The sequence below is a fragment of the Acetobacter sp. genome (assembly GCF_052102375.1).
GTDB lineage: Bacteria > Pseudomonadota > Alphaproteobacteria > Acetobacterales > Acetobacteraceae > Acetobacter.
In genome coordinates this window covers 38,237-64,779 of record NZ_JBQDXI010000012.1, presented here as the reverse complement: position 1 = coordinate 64,779, position 26,543 = coordinate 38,237, and the positions used below count along the sequence as shown (strand labels likewise).

Here is a 26,543-nt window from a genome sequence, read left to right as displayed (position 1 = left end):
AAAACGAGGCAAGATACAGTCGCAAATCCGTTTTAGCCGTTCAGGCTTCCTCAGCGCCTGCTGAGCGATGATTGTTTTTTTCGGAATCTCCTCATGAATACGTCCTCTTCCGATGCGCAAACTGCCGCACGGAGGCAAAATCTGTTTGTCGATGTCCTCAAATTTGTCATGCGGCGGTGGTTGGATTTTCCAGTCCCGCTTTGGATCACGGTGGCGGGCGTCATGTTCGCTACGGTGCTGGACGTCCTTATGCCAGTGCTGGCAGGGCGCTTGGTGTCAGACGTGGCTATGCCTGCTGCTCAGTCCAGCCGCACGCAGGATGCGGTGTGGATGCTGGTGGCTATGGCCGCATGTGGTGTGGGCAACGTACTGGGCAAACGGGCCGCGTATCTGGGCATTACGCACCTGACCACGCGGGTTATGCACAAAATTGCTGCACAGGCCTTTGCGCATGTGCAGCGCCTGTCAACGGACTGGCACGCCAATACATTCGCAGGTTCTACCGTCCGCCGTCTGACGCGCGGGATGTGGGCGGTGGACATGCTGGATGACACACTGTTGCTCATGCTAATTCCCGAAGTCTGCCTGCTGGTGCTGACAACGCTTGTTCTGGCATGGCACTGGCTGTTCATGGGTGTGCTTCTGGGTGTGTTGTCTGCCGTGTTTATTGCAGTCTCCATTACCCTGACGCTCCGCTACGTTGCACCTTCCGCGCGGGAGTCCAACCAGTGGGATAGCCGCATGGGTGCCGCACTGGCGGATGCCGTAACCTGTAATGCCGTGGTCAAGGCCTTTGGTGCGGAAGAGCGGGAAGAGAAGCGGCTGGAAGACGTTATCAGTGCATGGCGCAAGCATACCTGCCGCACATGGACGCGCGGTACCAATAGTGCAGGCATTCAAAACCTTCTGGTCACCTTCATGCGGCTTGCACTGGCGGGGGCTGCGGTGTTGCTGTGGCTTTCTGGCGCGGCTGGCCCGGGTGATGTGGCGTATGTGCTGACCATGACCTTTCTGGTGCAGGGGTATTTGCGTGACATTGGCCAGCAGGTCTCTGTTGTGCAGCGCTCCGTGAATGAAATGGAGGAACTGCTTGTTCTGTGGCGCACGCCGCCGTCCGTTAAAGACCCGGTCAAACATCTACCCTTCAAGGCGCAGGAAGGTGAGATCCGGTTTGAGCGTGTCAGTTTTCAGTATGCAGGCCAGACGCGGCATATTTTCTCTGACCTGAATGTCACCATTGCGGCAGGCAGCCGGGTTGGGCTGGTTGGGCCGTCTGGTTCTGGCAAATCTACCTTTACCAAGCTGTTGCAGCGGCTGTACGAGCTGGATGGTGGCCGGATTATTGTGGACGGTGTGGATATTGCCACCATCCAGCAATCTGCCTTGCGGGCAGAAATAGCGATCGTGCCGCAGGAGCCAATGCTGTTTCACCGCAGTCTGGCAGATAATATTGCCTATGGCAGCCCAAACGCCACGCAAGCCCAGATAGAAGAAGCAGCCAAACTGGCAAACGCGTCAGATTTCATTGACCGGCTACCCGAAGGATATGACACCCTGGTAGGGGAGCGTGGGGTCAAGCTGTCTGGTGGTGAACGCCAGCGTGTGGCCATTGCCCGCGCGTTTCTGGCTAATACCGCTATTCTGGTGATGGATGAAGCAACCGCCAGCCTTGATTCCCAGTCCGAGGCATTGGTGCAGGAGGCCATGCAGCGTTTGATGGTGGGACGCACGGTTATTGTGATTGCTCACCGTCTGGCTACAGTTGTGGACCTTGACCGTATTCTGGTTTTTGAACGCGGGCAGGTTGTGGAGGATGGTACCCATTCGGAACTGGTGCAGAAACCCGATGGCCTGTACCGGCGTTTATATGAGCTTCAGTCCCTCGAGCAGTAAAAGCCGGGGCTGGCTACGTCACCCCCGACTGTTGCGGGGGTGACACAGTTTGTGGCTCATTTCAAACAAGCTGTATTTTCCCTAATGCCTCAAGACAAAAAGTAACATAACAATTAAACGATTGTTTGTTGTTGTTTGTGTTGGGAGCATCCCTCGTGCGTCAGCGTTCTATTTTTGCAGCTGAGTTTTCTGCCCGCTCTCGTAAAAAACGTGCGGTAGGGGGCAGTTGTGCCTCTGCTCTGCTGGGGCTACCCTGCTTTCCAGCCCGGTGGGTGCGCGAGCAGCCACGCTCTCTACCCCAGAGACCCATACTGGGGCACACCCGCAAAAAGCCCCGGTTCGGGCTGTTGCTGCGCGTAAGACGCCGGTTGCGCGCCCTACTGCACCTGTGGCCAGTGTGGCGGCCGTACCCCACCGGGTTTCCGCGCCTGTTGATAGTACGGGTGAGGAAAGTGTGATTGTTACCGGCACGCGTGAGACAGGCCGTAAGGCCCGTCAGAGCCTCGCGCCGATTGATGTAGTCTCCGCCAAACAAATCAGTCAGACCGGTCAGCCTAATTTGCGTGAAGCGCTGGCCCAGCTTTTACCGTCTCTCACCATGCCCACCGCTGGCTTTGATACAGGTGCTCTGACTGATTCCATCAGTCTGCGTGGCCTGAACGCCAATGAAACACTGGTGCTGGTGGACGGTAAGCGGAGGCATACAACAGCCAATATCTATTCCAATCCCGGCCCACAGCAGGGTACCACTCCCGTGGATATCGACATGATCCCCATGGCGGCGATCGACCATGTGGAAGTGCTGCGTGACGGTGCATCCGCTCAGTATGGGTCAGATGCGGTGGCGGGTGTTGTTAACATTATCCTGAAAAAGCAGGACCATGGTTTCCATGCGCAATCCATCAGTGGCATTACGGCGGCCAAGGATGGTTTCCAGCAGGGTGTGTATCTGGATGGCGGGGCCAAGCTGGGCCAGCGCGGTTTTGTGCATGTCAGTGGCGATTTTTTCCACACAGACCACACCTACCGCAGCGCACCGGACGCCCGTACGGGCACCAAAGTGAACAATGTGCTTAGCCAGCCAGAGCAAACGCGTGAAAGTGTTGCCATTAAAGCGGGATATGACCTGACGGATAGCATTCAGGCCTACGCAACCGGCACCTATGCTCACCGCCATGCTGAATCGTACCAGAATTACCGTCTGCCGAGTTCGGTCTCTAAATACCCCGGATATGCCGCGCAGTATCCATGGGGTTATTCTCCCCTGATCACGCTGGATGAGGATGACTACGAGCTTACAGCCGGCCTGAAAGGAACTTTCATTGGCTGGAACTGGGATCTCTCAACCGTATACGGTCGTGATTTCGACAGCATTGGCCTCAAGAACTCCGCCAACACGATACTGGAAACCACACAGGGCCGCTCGCCCACAAAATTTAACGATGTTCAGGGCTTTAACAATTCGCAGTGGACCAGCGGTCTGGATCTGTCGCGCAATTTTCACCTGTCTGGCTGGCCTCATGCCATTAACGTGGCGGGCGGAACATCCTACCGGTACGAAAGCTACTCTATTGGCGCGGGCTCTGCCGACTCTCTGGCAGGAAGCGGGTCTGACGCCCTGAGCGGCACAAACCCTGGTAACACCGGTAACTTCAACCGGGATGTGATTGCGGGTTACATTGATGTCTCTACTCATCTGACCAAAAACTGGCAGATTGATCTGGCCGGTCGGTATGAGCATTATACTGACGTAGGCGACACCGAAAACGGCAAGATATCCACCCGATATGATGTCTCACCGCGCCTTGCTTTCCGGGCAACAATATCCAACGGGTTTCATGCACCCACACTGGCGCAGGAGCATTACAGCTCTCTGGCTGTCTCCCCTACGGCTGCACGTGGCCTGATTGCTGTGAATTCGGCAGGGGCGCTTCAGAATGGTGCTTCCCCACTGAAGTCTGAGCGCTCAACAAACGTCAGTGGCGGTATTGTCATGGAGCCGTTCCGCAAACTACACGTGACGGTCGATGTGTATCAGATCAACCTCCGTGACCAGATCATGCCGGGTGGACAGGTTTATGGTACGCAGGCGGCTGCTGCATTGCAGACCAACGGCTTTACCTTGCCGAATACAATATCGTGGCAAACAAATCCGAATGCGCTCTCTACCAACTGGTTTGCAAACGTAGCCAGCACCCGCACACAGGGGCTGGACCTGACGGCAACCTATGCCACGCGTTTGGGTGATATTGGGCGGATTGACTGGGATGTTGCCATTAACCTCAACCGGACACGTTTGAGCCATCAGGGCACGAACGCCAACGGAGGGCCGCTGCTTAACCCGCAGAGCATAGCCTATCTGACCACCGCTTATCCCCGCAGTAAAATGATCTGGGGTGGGCGCTTCACCAGTGGTAAATGGACCGTAGGCGTGCATGAAATCCGGTACGGGCAGGTTACGTCACAGCTCAGCTATTACGGCGGTGCTGGCAATACCCAGTCGCTTTCTGGTTCAGGCAACTATCGCGAATTTAAAAATACGCCCAAGTTCATTACCAATATGGAAGTCACATACCGGGCGTTGCCGCAGCTTGCCGTAACGCTGGGGGCTAACAATATTTTTGATGCGCGACCAAGCCGTGTGCCGGACAACAACCGCTACCTTGGTGCGCCACAATATTACATGAGCACATCGCAATTGGGTATGAATGGTGGGTTCTATTACCTGCGGGGTGATATTTCGTTCTAAAAAACAGTTCCCCGTCATGTTCTGCTAGTTATGCAGAACATGACGACTGTCTGATATGTCTGCATGGTATCATATCGTGTTGAAACAGTATGTAAGACTATTTTTTCTATATTTCTGTTATACAACAGCAATACCGTGAAAAAATCTTGATGTTTGTTTCCAATATATAGACTTCTCTGCTAAAAATATTTTTTTAGAATAAGAGTTTGCGTCAATGGAAAAAACTTCAAAAAATATTTTCCCAATTTTCTTATTGTTTGTTTCTTTTATTCTTTTTGCTGTCAGCGCTGTGAAAGGTATTGGCAGTCCCAGTTTTGGTGATGAATCTGGGCATATGCTCGGTGCTTTTGCGGTTGCGCGGGGCGATATTCTCTACCAAGACTATATAGATGCTCACGGCCCTTTTATTTATATGCTTACATGGGTTCCGGCTTTATTTGTAGGGTTTCATTATGCCTACCTTCTTAGGTGTGTTTCTATTTTTATAGTATTACTTACAACATTATCCTTATACTATTCACCTCTTTTCAAAACACAGAATTCCCGCTTCCTGGGAATGGCTTTCTGGTTAGGCTCCTTGTCTTTTTTCTGGGTTACTCAAGGGCTGAATATGGCCAGCTACTGGACTTTGGGTGGAGGTCTTATCGCCATTATTCTCTCAAGTTCGGTATTACCTGCTATTTTGAATGAACCAAGCAACCAGAAACTATGCTTCATGGGTGGGGCGTCTTTGCTCTTTTTGTGCCTTACAGCATATTCTTTCACACCCGCAGCAATATTATTATTTGCAGCTTTATGTTTCGCTCCTACGGCAGATCGTAAAAAAACGATTATTTATACGCTGTATGGCGCATTAAGTGCAGGAGGCGTATTTTTAATTTGGATGCTTTTTTGCGGAGATATTGAAGGATATATAATATATCACTTTATTCTCAATCAATTTTATTATGCACATTATATTTCATTTGGTCTTTCCCCTCTTTTCCAAAGTCTCATTCCATCTTTCACACCGCAATCAGTTATGAATAGTTTGGGGACCTTATCATTTTACGTAGCGGTTCCATTTTTATTTATCAAATCGCGCTTTAAGATACCCTTTGTATTGACCGCTGTCGCATTACTAATAACCCAAATTCGTGGTGGTACAGAATTCCAAGACGGTACGTTTTTGATGGGATCGCTGATTCTTCTTACGTTAACAACAGTGTATGTTATGAAGGATAAAGTTCTTTTTACAAGTATTCTTATTCCTGCATTGTGGGCCGTTTTTTACGCAGGCCAGCATCATGCTATTTTTTCTCCGTACGGCATGTCCGAAAAGGACATGAATAATCGTGGTCTACATTTATTTAGAGAAAACTCTTCCATAGGTTTTTCTCAAATCATACAAGCTTACACAAATAAAAATGAAAGAATATTAGTAATACCCTATAATCCAGATGTTTATATTTATTCTGGACGATTATCTATGAAAAAATATCACGAATATCTTCCATGGGAAGCAGATTATGCCAAGCATCCCTGGGGCGGGTATGAGCGTGATATATGCCAAGATCTTTTGCATACACCGCCGCCTGTTATTTATTTTGATCATTACAAAGTTTGGGGGCAATGGAGTGCTTACGACTTTATTCCATGCCTAAATATGCAACTCACACAGAATTACCAGCAAAGCACTGAAAATTCATCGCTATACATTAGAAAAGACCGTTTTCTTGAGCATCAAACCATTCAAGACAAAAAAGGCTTGTAAAATCGCAGAGGCACAAAAACAGCACATCAGAAGAAGAGTTTATTCAAAAATAGTCCGTTACTTTTTGTTTTAGATTTATGCGTGATGCTGAGTTCTAGTTAAAAGCACAAAAAATATGAGAAATTTGGTCTGCATTTCGTAAATATTGAAAAGCAGACCAAATTATTTTATCAGCCTTCTATCTGGCTGAAATCAGCAATAAGACGCATCATGCGGCCAAGACGGGCGAGGAGATGCAGCCGGTTAAAGCGCAGTGCAGCTTCTGGCGCATTAACCGTGACTTCTTCAAAAAAGCGGTCCAGTGGTGCACGCAGGGTAGCAGCGTCGCGCATGGCATCCGTAAAACGCTCTTCTGCAAAAGCTGCTTCTACCGCAGGTTCTACGCGGTCCAGCGTTGTGGCAAGGTCGCGTTCTTCTGGCTGAGCATACAGCGTTGCATCAGGTGCTTTTTCGTGCGGGCCGTCCTTTTTATCCTCAATACGCAGGATATTGGCAGCACGACGAGTGGCGGCAAGCAGGTTTTTACCGTCCTCGGTTTCCAGCATCTCCTGCAAAGCCTGTGCGCGGGAAAGCAGGCGAACAATATCCGTGTCCGTATTGCCAACCGAAATAGCTGCCAGACAATCGTATCGCGCTCCTTCTGCGCGCAACTGAACCCGCAGGCGCTCAGCAATGAATTGCGGCAGTAGGGCGAGGTCTTCCGCGTTCTGCAAGCTTTCAGGTAAAGCTTCTGCGGCCAGCGTGAAAACCTTGACCAGATCAAGCCGTAAGGTATTTTCACGGATCAGGCGGATAATACCTAATGCAGCACGGCGCAGGCCGAAGGGGTCTCCGGAGCCAGAGGGTTTTTCACCAGCCGCAAAAAAGGCCGTCAACATATCAAAGCGGTCTGCCAGACCGGTCACAACGGCCACCGGGGCTGTTGGCACGGTGTCACCGGGGCCGCGTGGCTGATATTGCTCACTAATAGCCTGCGCCACGCTTTCCGCCTCGCCGTCATGGCGAGCGTAATATCCGCCCATCACGCCTTGAAGCTCAGGGAATTCCCCAACCATACCGGTGGGCAGGTCAGTTTTGCTTAGCAGAGCTGCGCGTTCACACTCCGCTTTTGGTGCCCCAAGCATATCGGCAATAAGGCCAGCCAGCCGGACCATACGGCGTGTGCGTTCGCCCTGTGTGCCCAGTTTGGCATGGAAAGTAATATTATCCAGCGCGGTCAGGCGGCTTTCAAGGGTCTGCTTGCGGTCCAGATCCCAGAAGTGGCGCGCATCAGCAAAACGGGCGCGCAGCACACGCTCGTTCCCGGCAACTACCATTGCGCCGCCATCCGTTGGTGTGATGTTAGCGACAAAAGCAAAGCGGGGAGCGGCCGTGCCATCGCTATTGCGCAGAGCAAAATAGCGCTGGTTGACGCGCATGGAAACCTGCATGACTTCCGCAGGTAGGTCCATGAAGTGATCGTCAATGCGGCCAAGGAACGGCACAGGCCATTCCACTAGCCCGGCAACTTCATCCACCAGTCCGGCATCTGGCACAATGCTTAGGCCTTCGCTTGCGGCCAGTTCTGCCAGTGTGGTGCTGATAATGGTACGGCGCTCAGCGGCATCCACCATCACGAAGCGTTCACGCAACGCCTCTGCCCACTGGGCCGTGCTGGTGATGGTGACAGGGCCGGGAGCCATGAAGCGGTGGCCTTCCGTTACGGCATCAGCCGTCAGATGGTGGCCATTATCCTCACCCTGTGCCAGCGTGACGGGTATGGCTTGACCGTCCAGCAGGCAAACAATGCGGCGCAGTGGGCGGACCCATGTAAAGCTGCTGCCAGTTCCCCACCGCATGGACTTAGGCCATGGAAAACGGCGGAGCAGGTCCGGCAGGGTGGCGAGGAGATGCGTGCGGGCTTCAATGGCGGGTTCGTCACGTTCCAGAACCCAGAAACCATTTTGCAGAGTCAGGGCATCCGGTGTGACGCCATGCTTACGTGTAAACCCTTCCAGAGCTTTTTCTGGCGCGCCTTCGCGCGGGCCACGTTCGGAGACTGTGCGGCCGGGAACAATGGCATTCAGGCTCAGGCTTGCTGCAATACGGCGTGGGCCGGTGAAGGCCTGTGCAGCCTGAGGTGCCAGCGGAGCCAACGCCTCGTTCAGCAGGCGGAGCAAGGTTTCCCCGGCCTGCTGCTGCATGCGGGCGGGAATTTCTTCTGAAAACAGTTCTATTAGTAATTCAGGCATGATCTTATTTGTCCTCGCCAGCCAGCCAGGTCTCGCAGCATAATTTTGCCAGAGTGCGCACACGGCCAATGTAGGATGCACGCTCGCTCACGCTGATAACGCCACGGGCGTCCAGCAGATTGAACAGGTGGCTCGCCTTCAGGCACTGGTCGTAGGCAGGCTGGGCAACTCCGGCTTCTGCTAGTGCAACACTTTCTTTTTCGGCATCTGCAAAATGGCGGAACAGGCGGTCTGTGTCGGCCAGTTCAAAGTTGTGGCGGGAGTAATCCTGCTCAGCGCGCAGGAAGACATCGCCATAGGTCAGGCCCGTGCCGTTATAGTCGAGGTCGTATACGTTCTCGACACCCTGCACATACATGGCCAGACGTTCCAGCCCGTAGGTGAGTTCGGTTGAGGGTAACACTACTGGAATACCGCCCACCTGCTGGAAGTAGGTAAACTGTGTTACCTCCATGCCGTCACACCAGACTTCCCAGCCTAGGCCCCACGCACCAATGGTCGGGTTTTCCCAGTCATCTTCCACAAAGCGGATGTCATGTTTATCCGGGTCAATACCAATGGCGCGGTAGCTATCCAGCAACAGCTTCTGGCTTTCTTCCGGTGTGGGTTTGAGCAGCACCTGATACTGGTAATAATGCTGCAGGCGGTTCGGGTTTTCCCCATAACGGCCGTCAGACGGGCGGCGGCAGGGCTGCACATAGGCGGCCTTCCATGGTGTGCTGCCAAGTGCGCGTAAGGTTGTGTGCGGTGAGAGTGTGCCTGCACCCACTTCCAGATCGTAGGGCTGGAGAATGGCGCACCCCTGCCGGGACCAGAACTGGTGGAGGGTCAGGATCAGGTCCTGAAAGGAAAGAGGCCGCTCGGTCGGGCGGGGAGACGCCGGGTCCATGTCAGACAGAAGCTCCGCAGTAAAAACAGGGTCAGAACATACGCACAGGCTTGGCCGTGCATACAGAAGGCCCACACCATACAGATGTGCATGGCATACAGGAAGAGAAGCATGGCACCTGATGCTGCCAGAACTGTTATAAGTTTTACGCAAACCGCTGCGTGGGGGGATGTGGCCTCTTGCAAGTGCCTTGCAGGCGGGCCACATCTTGGTCAAAGTGCCATAAAAGTTAATCTGGTACAGGCTGTGGCTCTGGGCCAAAGCCAGTCAGTGCGCCGTAGTCAGGCAGGAAGGTATGAGATGAACAACGAAGAACGCGACCTCATTTCCAAATTTGTCGCACGGGTTGGTGGTGCGCCACAGGGTAGCTTTGGCAGTGTACCGGGCACACGCCCCAGCTTGCCGGCTATAGACCCCGAGGCTGATCAGTTTATTGCCCAGCAGTTTCAGCAGGTGCCAGAAGCCCGTTACCGCATTACACAAATGGCCGTTGTGCAGGAAGCTGCGCTGGTAGAAGCGCAAAACCGTATCCAGCAGTTGCAGTTTCAATTGCAGCAGGCCCAGCAGGCTTTGCAACAGGCACAACAGCAGCAGAAATCTGGTTCTGGCGGTGGTTTTCTGGGTGGCTTGTTTGGTGGTGGCCAAAGGGCTCCGCAGCAGACGCCTCCCGGTTGGGGTGGTAATACGCAGGCTCCGCCACAGCCGCCGCAGTATCAGCAAATGCCTTATGGTATGCAGCCCAGCACGTTCCAGCGTGGCGGTTCAGGCTTTTTGGGGTCTGCGCTTACAACGGCAACAGGGGTTGCCGGGGGTATGCTGGCAGCCAATGCCCTGACAAGCCTGTTTAGCGGGCACCATGATGCTGCCGCAGGCGGATGGGGTGCAGGTGCTGGTGCGCCACAAAGCGAAACCATCAATAATTATTATGGTGACAATTCAGACCCGTTTGCCGGTCAGGGCCAGGCAGCAGACCCGAACTTTGATGCAGGCAATAACGACTGGGGTGGTCAGGATGCTGGCGGAGACGGTGGTGACTTCGGTGGTGGCTGGGGAGACGATAACTTCTAAAACCACCCTAAACTGGGGGCAGAGGCTTCTGCCCCTTCCGGCCTAATGCCGCATTTACTCGGCGGTAGGTGTGTGGTCGGGCCTCATGGAACGAACAAGTTCAAGCACATTCTTTCGGATTTTGATGTCCGGAATGGCGTGGTAGGCCCGTACCAGTTCAAGCGTATCTTTGTTGTTGAGCAGAGCCGCTGTTTCAGAGTCCTGAACGTGAGCAGGGAACCCCTCAAAAGCCCTGCGACTTTCTGAAACGCCGCTGCTCCGGTAGCCACTCCCGGGGGATGGATGCCGGTCAACGCCTTCAAAAAAGAACGCTATAGGCACATCCAGCGCCCCGGCAATATCATAGAGGCGGGAGGCACCAACACGGTTCGTGCCACGTTCATATTTCTGAATCTGCTGAAATGTAATGCCCACTAATTCTCCCAGTTTTTCTTGCGAAAGGCCAAGGAGTGTCCTGCGCAGGCGGATGCGTCTTCCAACATAGGCGTCAACTGATGTCGCGCGGGGTATAGCTGTGTGGCAGGTGTCAGAATTTTGCAATTTTTCTTGCATCACTATTTTCGCCAACGCTCCGACAGGAAATGGACTGGTTGGGCTAGTATCTACCATTACAAAAATTTTTAGTAACCTTTTATTAATGCATTGAGCTCAGACCCGTTTGCGTGCTGGGCTAAAGGCCGAAATCATAACTAAACAGCATAACGCCAGCGCAATGACCCGACCGTAGAGGGAAAAGAGCGGTGCGGGTAGGGGGGCGGGCAAAGGTACGACCAGACTATCGGTTTTATCCCAACCCAGACGCGCCAGCTCATGCCCAAATCCGTCATAAGCAATGGAAATACCGGTGTTTGCAGCGCGGGCTATCGGCAACCCTTCCTCAACAGCGCGTAACCGTACAGAAGACAAATGCTGGCGTGGTCCGGCACTGTTCCCAAACCAGGCATCATTTGTCACATTGGCCAGCCAGCGGGGGCGATCTTTTTCATCCACAACGCTACCGGAAAAAATGACTTCATAACAAATCAGGGCCCCTACAGAGGGTACATCAGCCAGATGCCACGTATGCGGGCCGGGGCCTGCTGCCAGCCCTCCTTGCGGGACAATTTGCAAAGGAATGTAAGACGGTTGGTATTCTCCAAAGGGCACCAACCGGGCTTTGTCGTAAATGGCATCAACACGTCCATCCGGTGCAAGTGCCAGAACAGAGTTACGGTAACGTCCTTCCTCGTCATGGCGTAATGCGCCAATCAGGCCTGCCTGTGCGCCTTCGGCCCAGCCCATAATGATCTGCCGTGCGCGCGGGCTGTCCTGTAAAAGCGGGTAACCGGGGTAAGCCGTTTCAGGCCATAAAAAAACAATTGCCCGGTTAGGGGATGACGTCTGGAGCGCATGAGCGCGCTCTATACCTTGCGCCGTAAGGCTAAGGTAACGTTCAAAAACGTCCCGTGCGCTCTGGTGGGCAACTTTCTCGTTCTCCGGTACGTTCCCCTGAACAAGAACGGTGATGGGCCCGGCCTCTCCTGTAGGCCTTACCGTATGTAAACGGATGTACCCCGCAGCGCCCCACCCTATAACCATGATGGCGCTTAGACCCAGCGTTATGCGCTGCTGTAGAGGACTAAAACAGACGGTTCCTGTTTTGCGTGCGCGGTGCCAGTAATCCTGTAGCGCTGTTCCGGCCATGAGAGACAGCAGAACGACGCAGAGGGTCATGCCATCAACACCCATCCATGCGGCTGGTTGTATCAGCACATCCCCAACCGGTCCCGGTATGGCAAGAGCACTGCCAAGGGGGTTCCACGGGAAACCACTAAACAGGAACACACGCCCCATATCAAACACCGTCCAGCTTGCGGCAAACAGGATGAGGCGTCTGGGGCCAGATTTTGCCAGTAGGCTGAGGGCAGCCGGAGCCGCCGTCATGGGGGCCAGAATGAGTGCGCACCCGAGTGAGGGGAAGGGAACAAACCACCAGAAGTCTTCCGCCCGGATCATGACGGCATTGACCAGCCAGTAAAGGCTTGCAGCATAGAGGCCAAACCCGAAGAGCGCCCCTGCCCAGGCCGCGCTTTTCCAGTTTGTAGAGCGGTTAAGCACGGCTCCCAATATTGGGAATGTAATGAGCAGCACGGGAAGGGCATGAACCGGTGGCAGGGCCAGTGCGGACAAAGCCCCCAACCCCAGTAGGGAAAAGGTATGGCGCATGCTGGCGCGGCTGGGCTTGCGCAGCCGCAGGCGGCCCTGAAAGACGCGGGATGGGCTGTTCATGGTCACCGGTATGTCTTGCTTGAAGTCTGCCGCAAAACCGGCAGACTATGGGCGCAGAATTGTAAGGATTAATCCAGCGCGTCGCGTAAGCGGCGTTCATAGTGGCGGTAGTATTTGTCCGCCAGCAGTTCGCTTTTTACAAGAACGGCAACGTCTGTTGTGTTGAACTGCGGGTCAATCACAGCGCCATCCCCAACATAACCGCCAAGGCGCAGATACCCTTTTACCAGTGGGGGTAAACCTGTCAGGCATTTGCGGAAGTCCAGCGTATGCGGGTCTTTGCGCAGCATTTCCACCCGGCGTTCAGGCAGTGCCTTAACGCGCAGGGCAGGGGGTGCCAGATGATTATGGTAGAGATAGGTCAGTTCGTCCGCATTGGCGTCAGGGTCTGTTCCCTGCAGGCTGGCGCAGCCAAACAGCACATCAATCCGGTGCAGGAAGATGTAGGAGGCAATGCCACGCCACAACAACTGCATGGCGGCACGGCCACGATAGTCTTTATCCACACAGGAGCGCCCAACTTCCAGCAGGCGGCCGGGGAAGTCGGTCAGAGGGGAAATGTCGTATTCGCTTGAAGAATAAAAACGGCCAATTTTTGCAGCCGCATCGCTCTGCACAAGCCGGTAGGTGCCTACAACGCCACGCGCATCTGGCGCTATGGCGTTATCAATCACCAGCAGATGATCGGCCACAGCATCAAACTCATCAAAGTCACGCTTCAGGCGCAGGGTTTCTGCGTCTGGATGTGCGCCCATTTCCTCGTAGAACACCCGATAGCGCAGGGCTTGAGCGGCATCGCGCTCAGCTTCTGTCTGGGCAATGCGCACACTGAGGTTGCCGCCCCGCAATTCGGGAAAGCCGTTCCGTTCCAGTTCCAGCGTTGCGAGTGTTGAGAGAGAGGTCTCTTTATTTTGCGCAGCACTCATGAGGTCTCTCCTTTACGGCGACCCTTGGGCGCAGCGGCCTTGGTGTCTTTCTGCACGACTGCCCGTTTTTTACCGAACAGTTCCAAACGCATGGACACAAAGTCAAAACCCAGACGCTCAGCAACGCGGCGCATCAGGTCTTCGTGCTCGGGGTCCTCAAATTCTATCACCTTGCCGTTATCGACATCAATGAGATGATAATGGTGCTTACCACCCTCGGTTGCTTCGTACCGTGCGCGGCCTCCGCCAAAGTCCCGGCGTTCCAGAATCCCTTTTTCTTCCAGCAGGCGCACGGTGCGATACACCGTGGCAACTGAAATACGGGAATCCAGCATCGCGGCGCGACGATAGAGTTCTTCAACATCCGGATGGTCATCTGCGTCTGACAGTACACGTGCGATTACCCGCCGTTGTCCGGTCATTTTCAGGCCATGTTCTACACAGAGCTGCGCGATCCGCGATTCTTCTGCCGACTGAGATTTCAAGGGCGCAAATCCTGCTTAACTTACCACCTGTATTTCTTATGCATGAGGTAGCCGAAACGGAGTGGGTTTGTCCAATTTTACACGAGCGGGCAGGTTTTCTATGCTGAGCCTTCACCAGCATGTTCCATGTGCCCGGACACGCCGGGTTGAAGGAGGCTGAACAGGATGCAGGATATCTCCACCATGCAGGATAACCGTGTGCCGGATACTGTTATGCTTGATATTACCGGCGAGAAGTGCCCCATGACCTTTGTACGAACCCGGCTTGCGTTGGATGGGCTGTTGCCGGGCGGTCTGCTGGCTGTGCACCTGCGGGGAGCGGAACCTCACAAAAATGTCACACAGTCAGTGCGCGCTTTGGGCCATCTGATCTTGGCCGATCAGGCCGAGCCTGACGGGACATTTGTGCTGACCATACAGAAAAAGCTGGTGACACCGCCCAGCGCCTGAAAGGTACATACAAAAACAGGAGGCCGGAGCCTCCTGTCTCTGTGCCGTATTGTGAAAGCAATACCGCTTTAGTTGTTCATGGCTTCAAAGAAGTCATTGTTGGATTTGCTGTATTTCAGCTTGTCCAGCAGGAAGTCCATGGCGTCCATCGTGCCCATAGGAGCCAGAATACGGCGCAGAACCCACATTTTGGACAGGGTTGCACGGTCAACCAGCATTTCTTCCTTACGGGTGCCACTTTTGGTGATGTCAATGGCAGGGAAGGTACGCTTGTCGGCCAGCTTGCGGTCCAGAATAAGCTCGGAGTTACCCGTGCCCTTGAACTCTTCAAAGATCACTTCATCCATACGGCTACCGGTATCAATCAGTGCCGTGGCGATAATGGTCAGAGAGCCGCCTTCTTCAATGTTACGGGCAGCACCAAAGAAGCGTTTGGGGCGTTGCAGCGCGTTGGCATCCACACCACCGGTCAATACCTTGCCTGATGATGGCACAACAGTGTTGTAAGCACGGGCCAGACGGGTGATGGAATCCAGCAGGATGACCACATCGCGTTTGTGTTCAACCAGCCGTTTAGCTTTTTCCAGCACCATTTCCGTAACCTGCACGTGGCGGTGTGCTGGCTCATCAAAGGTGGAGGACACAACTTCACCGCGTACGGAGCGCGCCATGTCGGTCACTTCTTCCGGGCGCTCGTCAATCAGCAGCACGATCAGGAAGCATTCCGGGTGATTGGCGGAGATAGAAGACGCAATGCTTTGCAGCATGACCGTCTTACCGGTACGGGGTGGTGCCACGATAAGGGCGCGCTGGCCCATACCAATGGGGGCCACAAGGTCAATCACACGGGGTGTGAAGTCCTGAGTGCTTTTGCCCTTTTTGCCTTTGGTTTCAGCTACCGGCGGTGCAGCACCTTCTACTTCCATACGCAGTGGGCGTTCGGGGTAGAGGGGAGTCAGGTTATCAAAGTTGATGCGGTGGCGCACGGCCTCCGGCGGTTCAAAATTGATGCTGTTGATTTTGAGCAGGGAGAAATACCGCTCACCATCCCGCGGGGCACGGATCTGGCCCTCAACCGTGTCACCGGTACGCAGGCCGAAGCGGCGCACCTGTGTGGGGGAGATGTAAATATCATCCGGGCCGGGAAGGTAGTTGGATTCGGGAGAGCGAAGATAGCCAAATCCGTCGTGCAAAATCTCGAGCGTGCCATCGCCGTAAATGGCCTGATCGTTGTCTGCCAGCGTCTTCAGGATGGCAAACATCATATCCTGTTTGCGTAAAGACGAGGCGTTTTCGATATTGAGGTCTTCAGCGCAGGCTAGAAGATCGGCCGGAGATTTGGCCTTGAGTTCCGCAAGATGCATTGAGAAATGCCCTGATTGGCAAGTAGGTCAGAAAAGGGAGGTCTGGACCGTAAGGAAGCCAGCGTCAGGGAAATACAGCCTTGCATGACACATGAAGCGCCACGCCGGCACACCGACGCAGGATGGATCCTGACTAAGGGAGGAAAAAGCACTGGGCAGGTGAAGTCAGCCAGTGTCTGGCGCAAAATATAATAGTGTTGCGCTTTGCCGTCAACCTTGGGCCGGGCCCAAGGCCGGAAGCCTTATGGTGCTTAAGGTCGGGCGGCTGATGGCGTGGTGGCCTGCTGCCACGCCTGCCGTGTCAGCCAGTATTGGGACAGGGACGGGTCCGGCGAGATGAATTGAGACACCTGAGACCATAATTGGGAGGGGCGTTGATGCACACTCAGTGCGCCAGACATCTGACTGTCCGAGCACGGGCCATCCAGCAGAAGGTCACGCTCCGGCAAGGTGATGGAGACCGTGCAGCGGGCGGTCTGGTGCAGGGCTGTTCCGGTAAAATGGCCTTTGGCTGGCCCGGCAAACTGGGGCCGCATGGTGGCGTCCAATTGCATCATTTCCCCCTCAAGTCCGCCTTGGGCGGTTGGGTGCAAGCCAAGCAGAATGCGGGCGTTGCCGGGGGAGGAAAGGCCCGCATAGCGCAGGGGTTCTGCGGCCAGACGGTCAAAGGTGGCTTGGTCTGCCGTGGGGGGCGGGTTTTGCGCGGCATGTGCTGGTAGATTCTGTGCCAGCAGAACGGTGAGGGTTCCGAGTGCAGATGCTCTGAAAAAGCGGGTCATTTAATGCCTCCCAACCAGCCTTTACGCCAGAACCACAGCAGTGGCAGCACAACAGAGGCCGTCATTAATGCAAGAGAATACCAATAGCCGTACCGCCATTCTAACTCCGGAATGTCCTTGAAGTTCATTCCATACACCCCTGCAATCAAGGTGGGGGCTACACCAATAAAACTGACAACCGTCAGTACTTTCATCATGCCATTCTGTTCGATGCTGATGAAACCGAGCGTTGCATCCAGCAGGAACTCCACTTTGCTGGCAGCTTGGGAGACGTAATCCGTTAGGGAGGAGAGGTCCCGGTTGGCCGTTGTCATGCGCCCCCTTAACGCGCCGGATAAGGCGTAAGGCGCGTTTTCTGTGGAGAGAGAGCTGACGCCAGCCTCAAAGCGTCGGGCAGAAAGGGGCAGGCCAGAGGCTGGCGCTGCTCCGTCTTTCTTGCTTTCACCCAGAAAAATGGTGATGCGTTCCAGACCAAGTAATGCATCCCGTACGCGGGAGCAGAGGTCTCCGGCACTTCCTACCCGTTCCAGCAGGTCTCGCTGCCATGCGGCAATACTGTGCATAGGGGATTTGTTCGGCCGCCGTTTGAAAATATCCTGCGAGAGTTTGTCCAGTAAGAGCCCGACATTCTCCAGAATATCGGCCAAACGATCGACAATTGTTTCAATAAGCGCGACCAGAATTTCTCCCGCCCCAATCGGTGCAGGTTTAAGGCGTTGCGGTGGGGCGGCAGCAGTTTGCGGGCTTTTCTGCTCTGGATGTGCTGCGTCCTGTGCCGGGCCAACAACCGTACTGGGCGCTGGAGTGGATGCGGGGGCAGGGGGCAGAATATGTTCAGCCACAAGCTGAGCGACTGCTTCAAAAGACGGATAGGGCTGGTAGCGGATGGTAATCAGGCGGTCTGCCGTCAGAATAAACCCTACGGGTGAACTCTGAAATTCAGGACCAATTTTTTTGAGAAGCGGTGTGGAGAGGAAAGCAGCCCCATTACGCACACTGATGCGTGATGAGCTTTCAATTTCGCTCAGGTCATCCAGCGTTGGTAAAGGTTGCCCGCAGATGCGGCCCGCCAGAGCCTGCTCTTGCGGGGTGGGGTTCAGCAGGTCAATCCACGTTACGTCTTGCGCGTCAGCCTCACTTTCAATGGCTCGGGCGGGGGCTCCGGGCTTGTGGGCCAGAAACATGCAATTCTCCTCAAAGCGTATCGTTTTATGACAGGTGCCAATCCCTGGAATGCAGGCGCTGGAACTATGGCCTGACCGAAAGGAGAGTGACAAGTGACAGTCTGGAATAACGGAAATCTGGCTCTGTTGTGTCATAACTCTGCCGCGCCATGCCGGGTGAGGGAGCGTTTCCGTCGGAACAATGATGTGCGGGCCGAGGTAAAATTTAGCGTGCCCGCCCTCTGTGCAACTGCGTTAGGCTTCTGGTAAGCTAGATGCCTGCTTTTGGGCCAGGGCGGCCCCGGCATACCACGCAAATTCAGGAGCGTTAGAACCAGCTATGGCAGACACAACAGAACACGGCATATCAGCAGCACAAGCTAACTCCCTCCGGCACGGGCCGGATGAGCGTGGGCACTTTGGCGGGTGGTATGGCGGGCGCTTTGTGGCTGAAACCCTCATGCCTTTGTTGCTGGAGCTGGATCAGGCCTATAGCGCAGCCAAGAGTGACCCGGCTTTCCAGAAAGAGCTGGCATTCTATCTGCGTGACTATGTTGGCCGCCCAAGCCCGCTCTGGTTTGCTCAGCGCATGACCAAGGAACTTGGCGGTGCCAAGATTTACATGAAGCGTGAGGAACTGAACCACACAGGCTCCCACAAACTTAATAACGTCATGGGGCAGATTTTGCTGGCCCGTCGTATGGGGCGGACCCGTATTGTGGCTGAAACCGGTGCAGGCCAGCATGGCGTGGCTACGGCAACGGTGTGTGCATTGTTCGGCATGAAATGCGTTGTTTATATGGGTGCTACGGACGTTGAGCGCCAAAAACCCAACGTGTTTCGTATGCGCCTGCTTGGGGCAGAGGTTGTGCCGGTTACCGCTGGTGCAGGTACCCTGAAAGACGCCATGAACGAAGCCATGCGGGACTGGGTGGCCAATGTGGCGGACACTTACTTCCTTGTGGGTACAGTGGCTGGCCCGCACCCGTACCCAGCCATGGTCCGTGATTTTCAGAGCATTATTGGCGAAGAAACCAAAATACAGATGCAGGAGCTTGAAGACCGCCTGCCGGATATTGTGGTGGCGGCCATTGGCGGTGGCTCCAATGCCATGGGAATTTTCCATCCGTTTCTGGATGATGCCTCGGTGCGTCTGATTGGTGTTGAAGCCGCAGGCCACGGGCTGGATAGCGGTAAAACCGCAGCGTCTATTGAGCGTGGACGCCCCGGCGTGCTGCATGGCAACCGGACATATCTGTTGCAAGATGCTGACGGACAGATTGATGAGGCCCATTCCATTAGTGCGGGGTTAGATTATCCCGGCGTGGGGCCTGAACACTCCTGGCTGAATGATATTGGCCGTGCTGAGTACGTAGGCGCTACGGACCAAGAAGCACTGGATGCCTTCCAGCTCTGTACCCGTACGGAGGGCATTATTCCCGCGCTGGAATCCGCCCATGCCATAGCCTATGCCGCTAAAATTGCCCCAACCCTGCCTAAGGACACTCTGCTGGTCGTGAATATTTCAGGCCGGGGTGACAAAGATATCTTTACCGTTGCTGAACATCTGGGAGTGAAACTGTGAGCCGTATTGCCGCCCGCTTCAAATCTCTGGCCGCCCAAGGGCGTGGTGCGCTCATTCCCTATCTTGAGGCCTTTGACCCAGACCGCGAAACCTCATTGGCGCTGCTCAAAGCCATGCCTGCCGCCGGGGCAGATCTGATTGAGGTTGGGGTTCCTTTTTCAGACCCATCAGCCGATGGTCCGGTTATTCAGCTTGCGGCCCGCCGCGGGTTGAAGGCTGGCTCAACGCTGGCTGGTGTGCTGGGCATGGTGTCCGCCTTCCGTGAGGACGATAACGAAACCCCCATTATCCTGATGGGTTATCTGAACCCCATTGAAGCCTATGGGTATGAGCGCTTTTGTGCGGATGCTGCCAAAGCTGGTGTGGACGGCTTGATCATTGTTGATCTGCCGCCCGAGGAAGCAGACGTTATTGAGCCGCATACAGAGGCTAATGGTCTTGATATCATCCGTCTGGTCGCACCCACCACGACAGATGAGCGCCTACCTTATGTGCTCTCTCATGCTTCAGGTTTTGTCTATTACGTCAGTATTACCGGCATTACCGGTACACGCACAGCTAGTGCGGAAGATCTGCAAAAAGCACTGCCGCGTTTGCGGGCCGCAACCTCTCTGCCTGTCGCCATCGGGTTTGGTATCCGTTCTCCAGAACAGGCTGCAACGGCTTCCAGCATAGCAGACGGTGCGGTTGTTGCCTCCGCGTTGCTGGCCACATTGGCTGAAACGCTTGATGAAAACGGTAAGGCCACTGCGCAGACACTCCCAAGCGTTCTAGGGCAGATTAAAGACCTGGCAACCGCAGTGCGTGCAGCCGGGGGCGGGCAGAAAGCAGGGTGACCCTGAATACCCCCCCTTTGTCGCCTCTCTCTCAGGCGGCTCGTGTCTGCGTTGTCGGTGGTGGCCCGGCCGGGCTGGCGGCGGCAGAAGTGCTTTCTGCCGCAGGCTGCGCCGTGCAGGTGGTTGAGCATATGCCTAGCTTTGGCCGTAAGCTGCTGATGGCCGGGCGAGGGGGCTTGAATATTAGCCACTCCGAGCAGCCCGATAAGCTGTTAGCCCGCTACGGCACCGCAGCGCCTTGGTTAGAGCCTGCTCTGGAGGCCTGGACCACGGAAGAGATCCGAGAATGGATGTCGGGGCTTGGGCAGGAAAGCTTTGTCGGGTCGTCCGGGCGGGTGTTTCCTACTGTTATGAAAGCGTCTCCGCTGCTGAGGGCATGGTTGGAGCGCCTGCGCCAGCAAGGTGTTGTACTGCACACCCGTGTCAACTGGACGGGGTGGGATGCAGCCGGTCATCCGGTTTTTGCTCCGGTGCAGCAGGACGGCACATTGCCGGACTCTCTCAAGCCGCCTTACGTGCCGGATGCGATGGTTCTGGCTCTTGGTGGGGCCAGTTGGCCGCGCTTGGGTAGCACGGGCGCTTGGGTGCCTACCTTACAGGAGCAGGGCATAGCCGTATCACCGCTTGCTCCGTCCAACTGCGGTTTTCAGGTTGCGTGGTCTGCGGCCATGCGGGAGCGGTTTGCAGGAACCCCCCTCAAACCCATTGCACTGGGTTTTGGTGACCACACGGTACGTGGTGAAATTGTGGTGACAGCGACAGGGCTGGAGGGTGGAGCACTTTATGCTTTGTCAGCCGCTTTGCGGGAACATATTGCCCAGCACGGTTCTGCTACCTTGATGCTGGATTTACGTCCGGACCTGACAGAGGAGGCCCTAGCCAGCCGTCTCTCCAGTGTGCGCCCGCGTGAGAGCCTGTCTAACCGGCTCCGTAAGGCTTTGCGATTACCGCCTGTTGCGGTCGCCTTGCTGCGGGAAGGGGGAGAGGTTCCTGCCACCCCACAGGCTTTGGCGGCGCGGCTCAAGGCTTTGCCTCTTACTCTTATGAAGCCTCAACCTTTGGCGCGGGCTATTTCCACTGCCGGTGGTGTGACGCAGAAGGCGTGCACGTCACAGTTCATGCTGGCGGCCAGACCCGGCGTTTTTGTGGCAGGTGAAATGCTGGACTGGGAGGCCCCAACCGGCGGTTATCTGCTGCATGCTTGTCTTGCAACAGGCCGGGCGGCAGGAAAGGGTGCATTGCAATGGTTGCGGGATACCCACGCATAGCGGTATCTGCTCCCCCATGACCAACATGATCACACTGGGGGAAGTGCCGGGCGGCGGCCCCGCACACATGGACCTTGCCGAACTTCTGGCAACGCGCCTGCTGGTGCAGGGTAACTCTGGCTCAGGAAAATCGCATCTGTTACGGCGGTTGCTGGAGCAGTCTGCGCGCCTTGTGCAACAAGCGATCATTGACCCGGAAGGCGATTTTGTCAGTCTGGCCGAGAAATTCGGCCATCTGGTGATTGATGGGGCTGAGTACTCGGAAATAGCGCTCCATGCCGCAGGGGAGCGGATGCGCATGCACCGTGCGTCTGTTGTGCTCAACCTTGAAGGGCTGGATGCAGACCAACAGATGAAATGGGCTGCCGCCTTTCTGGGTGGCATGTTTGAGGCACCACGAGAGTACTGGTACCCCGTGCTTGTGGTGGTGGATGAGGCCCAGCTTTTTGCCCCCGCCGCTGCGGGTGAGGTATCTGACGAAGCGCGGCGTGCCTCACTTGGGGCCATGACCAACCTGATGTGCCGTGGCCGTAAACGTGGCCTTGCTGGTATTATTGCCACCCAGCGTCTGGCCAAGCTGGCCAAGAACGTGGCGGCTGAGGCCTCCAACTTTCTGATGGGCCGTACGTTTCTGGATATTGATATGGCCCGTGCGGCTGACCTGCTGGGTATGGAGCGTAGGCAGGCCGAGGCCTTCCGTGACCTTGCGCGTGGTACGTTTGTTGCACTGGGTCCGGCCTTATGCCGCCGCCCAACTTCAGTGCGTATTGGTGCTGTTGAGACGGAAAGCCGTTCTGCGGGACCGGTTCTAGCCCCGTTCGTGCCGCCGACCGAGCCTGTGCACGACCTTATTCTGGCCCCCCTACCGGCAACAGAAAGCTTTACCCGCCCGCGCAAACCCCCGGCAGCACCAGCACCGGACCTGTTGTCCCAGCTTGCTGCCCACGGAGAAGCACAGGCCACCACCGCTCAGGCCGAGCAGGAGCAGGACGAACCGCCCGAAGATCAGGGCGAGCGGGATGCTCGCATGGCCGCCATATTGCGGGATATGCTGGAAGATGAAGAAACATCTTTCCGCTCTGCGTCTGTGCTGTATCAGGATTTTCTGGTGCGTTGCCGTATTGTGGGGTTGGGGCGTAATGCGCTGGACCTCAAAAGTTTCAATCGCGCTCTGGCCACCGCCCGCAGCGGGGTGAGTGAGGATATGTCCGCTACCCCGGAGTGGCAGGAGGCCGAATCGCTGGCGCTTACGCTGCCGGAAGACCTTCAGTCTGTTTTTCTGTGCCTTGCCCGCACAGCCATTGCCAGACAGCCTAGCCCGTCCGATGCTGAAATTGCCCGCGTGTATGGCACCGTTTCTCAAGGCCGCGCCCGCCGCCTGCTGGAATGGCTGGAAGACCGCAATGTTATTGTGCTTCAGGCTGATGGTATGGGCCGCCGCATCATCACTATTATCGGACCGGGTTGGGAAACCCTGCCGGGTATGCCGCAGGCTTAGGAGCGGTCTGCCTCCGGTTAAATACGGCTGAACGCACGGTCTTGGTGGTGTCTGCTGAGAATATCATGACCGCAAAGCAGCCTGCGGATGAAAGAACTGCAAAAAAGTGCGCCTTTGCGGGCATGACGTGTGCGGCTGGCAATGCTATAGCCGGAGGCATGACGGAAGACCCGCCCTTCAGCCCGGCCCTGCTGCCGGCCGGTTTCGTAGATTTGCTCACGCCCGATGCCCGTACAGAGGCAGAGGGTGTGACTACTCTTATGGGGGTGTTTGCCTCGCACGGGTATAATCGTGTGCGGCCCCCGCTGATGGAGTTTGAAGAGACCCTGCTTGCAGGCTCTGGCGCTGCGCTGGCGGAGCAGAGCTTTCGGGTCATGGACCCGGACTCCCGGCGCATGATGGTGCTGCGCCCAGACATTACACCACAAATTGCCCGTATGGCCGCGACTCGTTTGTCCGGCCTGCCGCGTCCGCTGCGTCTGTCTTACGCCGGGCCGTGTGTGGTGGTCATGCCCGCTGCGGCGGAAGAAAGTGGCCGCCAGATCATGCAGGCGGGTATCGAATTGATTGGCCCCGATGTGCCGGAGGCAGATGCTGAGGTTGTGACTGTTGCCGCACAGGCGCTGGAACGGCTTGGCGTGCCCGGTGTATCCTTTGATCTGACCATGCCCCCGTTTGTTCCCGCGTTGCTGGAAGAGGCGGGCATTGCACCGTCTGCACGGCAGGCACTGTTGCGGGCGCTGGACCGTAAGGACGCCGCTGCGGTGGCAGAACTTGGCGGTGCGCTGTCAGAAACCCTTATTGCGCTGTTACGGGCGGCGGGCCCTGCTGCTCAGGCTGTCAGCCTGCTGAACCAGATTACTCTGCCCCCCAAAGCCCGCGCGATATTGCAACGTCTGATTGATGCGGTGGAAGCTGTGCATGCCCAACGGCCAGACCTGCGCCTGACTGTGGACCCCGTGGAGTTTAGGGGTTGGAAATACCATACCGGCGTGTGCGTCACGGTGTTTGCCGTGGGCCGTGCAGAAGAGCTTGGCCGGGGTGGCCGTTACCTGTGTAACGATAATGAGCCCGCTTGCGGCCTTACTTTCCGGCCGGATGTGTTGTTCCGTATGATTCCGGCCGCGCAGCCTCTGCCCTGTGTGTATCTGATGCCTGGGGCCGATAGCGCTACAGCAGCCAGCCTGCGTGCCAAGGGCTACGCAACATTAGCTGCTCTGCCTGCGGCAAGCGGGCAGCACACAGACCATTCGGCTGAGGCGGTACGCCTTGGCTGTAGCCACGTTCTTGCCGGTGCAACATGCACGGAGCTTGCATAACCACCCGCTTTTAGGCCGCGCCCTACGCCCTACAGGGTTGTTAACCGGCATTTTTTCTTCCAGGAGCAGACAATCCAATGTCCAACGTCACCGTAATTGGCGCCCAGTGGGGCGATGAAGGTAAAGGCAAAATTGTCGACTGGCTTGCCAGTCGTGCCGATATCGTTGTGCGCTTTCAGGGCGGCCACAATGCGGGGCATACGCTGGTTGTTGGTAATCAGGTTTACAAGCTGTCCCTGCTGCCATCAGGTGTTGTGAGCGGCAAGATTGGCGTTATTGGCAACGGCGTTGTGGTAGACCCGCAGGCGCTGCTGGCTGAAATCAGCCGTGTGCAGGAGCAGGGGCTTATTGTGACCCCAGCTACTCTGAAAATTGCTGAAAACGTACCGCTTATTCTGCCCGTGCATGGAGCACTGGACCGTGCGCGTGAAGCGGCACGCGGTGATCGTAAGATTGGCACGACAGGCCGTGGCATTGGTCCGGCGTATGAAGACAAGGTGGCCCGCCGTGCTATCCGCCTGTGTGATCTGGCAGAGCCAGAAACGCTGGACTGGAAGCTGGATGAACTCCTGCTGCACCACAACACTCTTCTGGCCGGTTTGGGTGCGGAAACGTTCAAGAAGGAAGACCTGCTGGCCTTCCTGAACGATATTGCCCCCAAGGTTCTGCCTTACATGGCCCCCACATGGGACCTGCTGGATGAAGAACGCCGCGCAGGTAGCCGTATCCTGTTTGAAGGTGCGCAGGCTGTCATGCTGGATGTGGACCACGGTACCTATCCGTTTGTGACCAGCTCCAACACGGTGGCTTCCAATGCCGGAACGGGGTCAGGCATGGGACCGAATGCTGCCGGGTTTGTATTGGGTATTGCCAAAGCTTATTGCACCCGCGTGGGGGAAGGGCCTTTCCCGTCTGAATTGCATGATGATACAGGGCGCAAACTTGGTGAGCGTGGGCATGAGTTTGGTACCGTGACAGGGCGGCCGCGCCGCTGTGGCTGGTTTGATGCCATTCTGGTGCGTCATGCTGTGCGGGTTGGCGGCGTCAACGGTTTGGCTTTGACCAAGCTTGATGTGCTTGACGGCTTTGACGAAATCAAAATCTGTGTTGGCTATGAACTGGATGGGCAGCAGATTGAGCGCTTCCCCTCTGCTCCGGCCGCTCAGGCGCGTATCAAGCCGATTTTCGAAACCATGGAAGGGTGGAAAGACACGACCCATGGTGCCCGGAGCTGGGCGGATCTGCCTGCACAGGCCATCAAATATGTCCGCCGTATTGAAGAACTGGTGGGCGCACCGGTTACCCTGCTGTCCACCAGCCCGGACCGTGATGATACCATCCTGATGCGCGACCCGTTTGAAGACTGAGTTAGACGCAAAAGAGTTCTGGTGAAAAACCCCGGTCAGTATCCGTTACTGACCGGGGTTTTCTTTAATGATGTGCCTATTGGTCTGTTGGCCCGCTGTCATTGGCGGGGGTAAGCCCGCTACTTTTAAAACTCTGCGCCAAAAGGCTTATCGTGCTGTAGACAAGCCGTGTGTTTTAGCGGTGCGCAGAGTGTGGAGGAGTCATGGCGGTTGCCGTGGGCCCTTCTGCAAAGGCTCCAAATGTGCCTGATACAGGGTAGAGCGCACGTAGGCGGTCTTTACGGGTATTCTCTTCCAACGTGGCTACAATGCCTTCAAGCATACCCAGTTGCAGCATGCCACGTGCCGCAAAGGCCTGCGCTATACGCTGACAGAAGGCATTTAATAAAAATGTCACGGTGGGGCGGGGGGCCTTGCCACTTTGTGGCAGGGAAGTGCGAAAAATACTCATGCGAGCGTACCCGGGAGGTGCATCCGGCACAATTACCGGTCCAGCTCCTTTTCGGGTCCATAATCTACAAACCCCGGCTTTGTATATAAAGATTTCGCACATCTGGTCAGCCAGTGGTGCAACGGCTGAAAACAGCCACTCCTGTAGGGGTAGGGTGTCCTTTTTGTATGTAAAAGCCTATCTTGAAACCCGAATCCGTTA

Annotated in this window: 21 protein-coding genes; 11 read left to right on the top strand and 10 right to left on the bottom strand. The window is 55.7% G+C overall.

Features of this window, described 5'->3' with window-relative positions; genetic code table 11:
* The first annotated feature begins 93 nt into the window (after positions 1–93).
* From ACTIDN_RS07300 to ACTIDN_RS07290, 3 genes are all read left to right on the top strand, one after another.
* A complete protein-coding gene (locus ACTIDN_RS07300; RefSeq protein WP_441376537.1) occupies positions 94–1,893 on the top strand; it encodes an ABC transporter ATP-binding protein in 1,800 nt (599 codons plus the stop codon).
* A gap of 226 nt (positions 1,894–2,119) precedes the next feature.
* Positions 2,120–4,642: a TonB-dependent receptor plug domain-containing protein gene (locus tag ACTIDN_RS07295; protein WP_441376536.1), complete on the top strand. Its 2,523-nt coding sequence runs from the start codon at positions 2,120–2,122 to the stop codon at positions 4,640–4,642.
* Positions 4,643–4,856: 214 nt separating this feature from the next.
* Complete coding sequence (locus ACTIDN_RS07290; protein ID WP_441376535.1) at positions 4,857–6,395, top strand: hypothetical protein; 1,539 nt, start codon at positions 4,857–4,859, stop codon at positions 6,393–6,395.
* Positions 6,396–6,565: 170 nt separating this feature from the next.
* On the opposite strand, the gene glyS is transcribed toward ACTIDN_RS07290, so the two are convergent.
* Both glyS and ACTIDN_RS07280 read right to left on the bottom strand, forming a co-directional pair.
* Positions 6,566–8,626 carry a glycine--tRNA ligase subunit beta gene (glyS, locus tag ACTIDN_RS07285; RefSeq protein ID WP_441376534.1) on the bottom strand — a complete coding sequence of 687 codons (2,061 nt, stop codon included), beginning with the start codon at positions 8,624–8,626 and terminating at the stop codon, positions 6,566–6,568.
* Between the two features lie 4 nt (positions 8,627–8,630).
* On the bottom strand, positions 8,631–9,515 hold the full coding sequence (locus ACTIDN_RS07280; RefSeq protein ID WP_086651058.1) for a glycine--tRNA ligase subunit alpha: 885 nt from the start codon (positions 9,513–9,515) through the stop codon (positions 8,631–8,633).
* 300 nt (positions 9,516–9,815) lie between these two features.
* On the opposite strand from ACTIDN_RS07280, the gene ACTIDN_RS07275 reads away from it, so the two are divergent.
* Positions 9,816–10,583 carry a DUF2076 domain-containing protein gene (locus ACTIDN_RS07275; RefSeq protein ID WP_415508074.1) on the top strand — a complete coding sequence of 256 codons (768 nt, stop codon included), beginning with the start codon at positions 9,816–9,818 and terminating at the stop codon, positions 10,581–10,583.
* A gap of 54 nt (positions 10,584–10,637) precedes the next feature.
* Here the strand turns inward: ACTIDN_RS07275 and ACTIDN_RS07270 are convergent, their stop codons facing one another.
* From ACTIDN_RS07270 to ACTIDN_RS07255, 4 genes are all read right to left on the bottom strand, one after another.
* A complete protein-coding gene (locus ACTIDN_RS07270) occupies positions 10,638–11,135 on the bottom strand; it encodes a helix-turn-helix domain-containing protein (RefSeq protein WP_441376551.1) in 498 nt (165 codons plus the stop codon).
* A gap of 96 nt (positions 11,136–11,231) precedes the next feature.
* Entirely contained in the window at positions 11,232–12,851 is a 1,620-nt protein-coding gene (gene lnt / locus ACTIDN_RS07265; RefSeq protein WP_441376533.1) for an apolipoprotein N-acyltransferase, read from the bottom strand.
* Positions 12,852–12,919: 68 nt separating this feature from the next.
* A complete protein-coding gene (locus ACTIDN_RS07260) occupies positions 12,920–13,777 on the bottom strand; it encodes a GNAT family N-acetyltransferase (RefSeq protein ID WP_441376532.1) in 858 nt (285 codons plus the stop codon).
* A complete protein-coding gene (locus tag ACTIDN_RS07255) occupies positions 13,774–14,199 on the bottom strand; it encodes a Fur family transcriptional regulator (RefSeq protein ID WP_415508076.1) in 426 nt (141 codons plus the stop codon). The genes ACTIDN_RS07260 and ACTIDN_RS07255 overlap by 4 nt, the downstream gene beginning before the upstream one ends.
* A gap of 228 nt (positions 14,200–14,427) precedes the next feature.
* Here ACTIDN_RS07255 and ACTIDN_RS07250 point away from each other — a divergent pair, with 228 nt between their 5' ends.
* On the top strand, positions 14,428–14,712 hold the full coding sequence (locus ACTIDN_RS07250) for a sulfurtransferase TusA family protein (protein ID WP_415508041.1): 285 nt from the start codon (positions 14,428–14,430) through the stop codon (positions 14,710–14,712).
* A 68-nt stretch (positions 14,713–14,780) separates the two neighbouring features.
* On the opposite strand, the gene rho is transcribed toward ACTIDN_RS07250, so the two are convergent.
* The 3 genes from rho to ACTIDN_RS07235 all read right to left on the bottom strand — a co-directional run bounded on the left by rho (position 14,781) and on the right by ACTIDN_RS07235 (position 18,039).
* Positions 14,781–16,076, bottom strand: a complete 1,296-nt coding sequence (rho, locus tag ACTIDN_RS07245) for a transcription termination factor Rho (protein WP_048839104.1) — start codon at positions 16,074–16,076, stop codon at positions 14,781–14,783.
* Positions 16,077–16,327: 251 nt separating this feature from the next.
* Positions 16,328–16,855, bottom strand: a complete 528-nt coding sequence (locus tag ACTIDN_RS07240) for a hypothetical protein (protein ID WP_441376531.1) — start codon at positions 16,853–16,855, stop codon at positions 16,328–16,330.
* A complete protein-coding gene (locus tag ACTIDN_RS07235) occupies positions 16,852–18,039 on the bottom strand; it encodes a CorA family divalent cation transporter (RefSeq protein WP_441376530.1) in 1,188 nt (395 codons plus the stop codon). The genes ACTIDN_RS07240 and ACTIDN_RS07235 overlap by 4 nt, the downstream gene beginning before the upstream one ends.
* Before the next feature lie 319 nt (positions 18,040–18,358).
* Here ACTIDN_RS07235 and trpB point away from each other — a divergent pair, with 319 nt between their 5' ends.
* The 6 genes from trpB to ACTIDN_RS07205 all read left to right on the top strand — a co-directional run bounded on the left by trpB (position 18,359) and on the right by ACTIDN_RS07205 (position 25,891).
* Positions 18,359–19,603, top strand: a complete 1,245-nt coding sequence (trpB, locus tag ACTIDN_RS07230) for a tryptophan synthase subunit beta (RefSeq protein ID WP_048839107.1) — start codon at positions 18,359–18,361, stop codon at positions 19,601–19,603.
* The gene (trpA, locus tag ACTIDN_RS07225; RefSeq protein ID WP_441376529.1) at positions 19,600–20,439 is read left to right on the top strand and encodes a tryptophan synthase subunit alpha; all 840 of its coding nucleotides are present in this window, start codon (positions 19,600–19,602) and stop codon (positions 20,437–20,439) included. The genes trpB and trpA overlap by 4 nt, the downstream gene beginning before the upstream one ends.
* Complete coding sequence (locus tag ACTIDN_RS07220; RefSeq protein WP_441376528.1) at positions 20,436–21,707, top strand: TIGR03862 family flavoprotein; 1,272 nt, start codon at positions 20,436–20,438, stop codon at positions 21,705–21,707. Before trpA ends, ACTIDN_RS07220 begins: the two co-directional genes overlap by 4 nt.
* Before the next feature lie 16 nt (positions 21,708–21,723).
* Positions 21,724–23,205 (top strand): ATP-binding protein, encoded by a 1,482-nt coding sequence (locus tag ACTIDN_RS07215; protein ID WP_441376527.1) that lies wholly within the window; start codon positions 21,724–21,726, stop codon positions 23,203–23,205.
* A gap of 122 nt (positions 23,206–23,327) precedes the next feature.
* The gene (locus tag ACTIDN_RS07210) at positions 23,328–24,524 is read left to right on the top strand and encodes an ATP phosphoribosyltransferase regulatory subunit (RefSeq protein WP_415508047.1); all 1,197 of its coding nucleotides are present in this window, start codon (positions 23,328–23,330) and stop codon (positions 24,522–24,524) included.
* A gap of 77 nt (positions 24,525–24,601) precedes the next feature.
* Positions 24,602–25,891, top strand: a complete 1,290-nt coding sequence (locus tag ACTIDN_RS07205) for an adenylosuccinate synthase (RefSeq protein WP_441376526.1) — start codon at positions 24,602–24,604, stop codon at positions 25,889–25,891.
* A 175-nt stretch (positions 25,892–26,066) separates the two neighbouring features.
* Here the strand turns inward: ACTIDN_RS07205 and ACTIDN_RS07200 are convergent, their stop codons facing one another.
* A complete protein-coding gene (locus ACTIDN_RS07200; RefSeq protein WP_441376525.1) occupies positions 26,067–26,342 on the bottom strand; it encodes a hypothetical protein in 276 nt (91 codons plus the stop codon).
* Positions 26,343–26,543 lie beyond the last annotated feature (201 nt).

Excerpts from the sequence above, each read along its gene's own strand:
- ACTIDN_RS07235 (WP_441376530.1), bottom strand. The coding sequence starts at position 18,039 with ATGTTTCTGGCCCACAAGCCCGGAGCCCCCGCCCGAGCCATTGAAAGT.
- ACTIDN_RS07275 (WP_415508074.1), top strand. The coding sequence starts at position 9,816 with ATGAACAACGAAGAACGCGACCTCATTTCCAAATTTGTCGCACGGGTT.
- glyS (WP_441376534.1), bottom strand. The coding sequence starts at position 8,626 with ATGCCTGAATTACTAATAGAACTGTTTTCAGAAGAAATTCCCGCCCGC.
- ACTIDN_RS07290 (WP_441376535.1), top strand. The coding sequence starts at position 4,857 with ATGGAAAAAACTTCAAAAAATATTTTCCCAATTTTCTTATTGTTTGTT.
- ACTIDN_RS07240 (WP_441376531.1), bottom strand. The coding sequence starts at position 16,855 with ATGACCCGCTTTTTCAGAGCATCTGCACTCGGAACCCTCACCGTTCTG.
- ACTIDN_RS07270 (WP_441376551.1), bottom strand. The coding sequence starts at position 11,135 with ATGCAAGAAAAATTGCAAAATTCTGACACCTGCCACACAGCTATACCC.
- ACTIDN_RS07210 (WP_415508047.1), top strand. The coding sequence starts at position 23,328 with ATGACGTGTGCGGCTGGCAATGCTATAGCCGGAGGCATGACGGAAGAC.
- lnt (WP_441376533.1), bottom strand. The coding sequence starts at position 12,851 with ATGAACAGCCCATCCCGCGTCTTTCAGGGCCGCCTGCGGCTGCGCAAG.
- ACTIDN_RS07250 (WP_415508041.1), top strand. The coding sequence starts at position 14,428 with ATGCAGGATATCTCCACCATGCAGGATAACCGTGTGCCGGATACTGTT.
- ACTIDN_RS07215 (WP_441376527.1), top strand. The coding sequence starts at position 21,724 with ATGACCAACATGATCACACTGGGGGAAGTGCCGGGCGGCGGCCCCGCA.
- ACTIDN_RS07280 (WP_086651058.1), bottom strand. The coding sequence starts at position 9,515 with ATGGACCCGGCGTCTCCCCGCCCGACCGAGCGGCCTCTTTCCTTTCAG.
- ACTIDN_RS07255 (WP_415508076.1), bottom strand. The coding sequence starts at position 14,199 with ATGACCGGACAACGGCGGGTAATCGCACGTGTACTGTCAGACGCAGAT.
- ACTIDN_RS07300 (WP_441376537.1), top strand. The coding sequence starts at position 94 with ATGAATACGTCCTCTTCCGATGCGCAAACTGCCGCACGGAGGCAAAAT.
- ACTIDN_RS07260 (WP_441376532.1), bottom strand. The coding sequence starts at position 13,777 with ATGAGTGCTGCGCAAAATAAAGAGACCTCTCTCTCAACACTCGCAACG.
- ACTIDN_RS07205 (WP_441376526.1), top strand. The coding sequence starts at position 24,602 with ATGTCCAACGTCACCGTAATTGGCGCCCAGTGGGGCGATGAAGGTAAA.
- rho (WP_048839104.1), bottom strand. The coding sequence starts at position 16,076 with ATGCATCTTGCGGAACTCAAGGCCAAATCTCCGGCCGATCTTCTAGCC.
- ACTIDN_RS07200 (WP_441376525.1), bottom strand. The coding sequence starts at position 26,342 with ATGAGTATTTTTCGCACTTCCCTGCCACAAAGTGGCAAGGCCCCCCGC.
- trpB (WP_048839107.1), top strand. The coding sequence starts at position 18,359 with ATGGCAGACACAACAGAACACGGCATATCAGCAGCACAAGCTAACTCC.